We start from the raw sequence: 290 nt of genomic DNA on the forward strand, positions 1-290 counted from the left end.
TGAAAGAATATAATCTAACTTGTACAAAGTTCACACATAGAGGCCGTAAGTATCGTTCCTTTAAAGGTAAAGTTGGTAAAGTAGCTCAAAACATATTAAATCGTAGATTTAAAACAAATCTCCCATTTCAAAAAGTCGTGACAGATATTACAGAGTTCAAATTAATGAATGGTCAAAAATTATATTTATCACCTTTTATGGACTTATATAGTTCAGAGATTATCAGTTTCAAAATCTCAAGTCGTCCTACATTAGATATAGTGATCAATCCACTAAAAGAAATGATAGAG

At 29.7% G+C, this 290-nt stretch carries 1 protein-coding gene; it reads left to right on the forward strand.

Going from position 1 to position 290, the window contains the following annotated elements; translation table 11 throughout:
• Window positions 1–290, forward strand: a 290-nt coding sequence (locus LQ686_RS14025; RefSeq protein ID WP_345772687.1) for a DDE-type integrase/transposase/recombinase, incomplete at both ends; no start/stop codon positions are given.

Origin of the sequence: Mammaliicoccus sp. J-M41 (genome assembly GCF_022385935.1) — a bacterium.
GTDB classification, from domain to species: domain Bacteria; phylum Bacillota; class Bacilli; order Staphylococcales; family Staphylococcaceae; genus Mammaliicoccus; species Mammaliicoccus sciuri_A.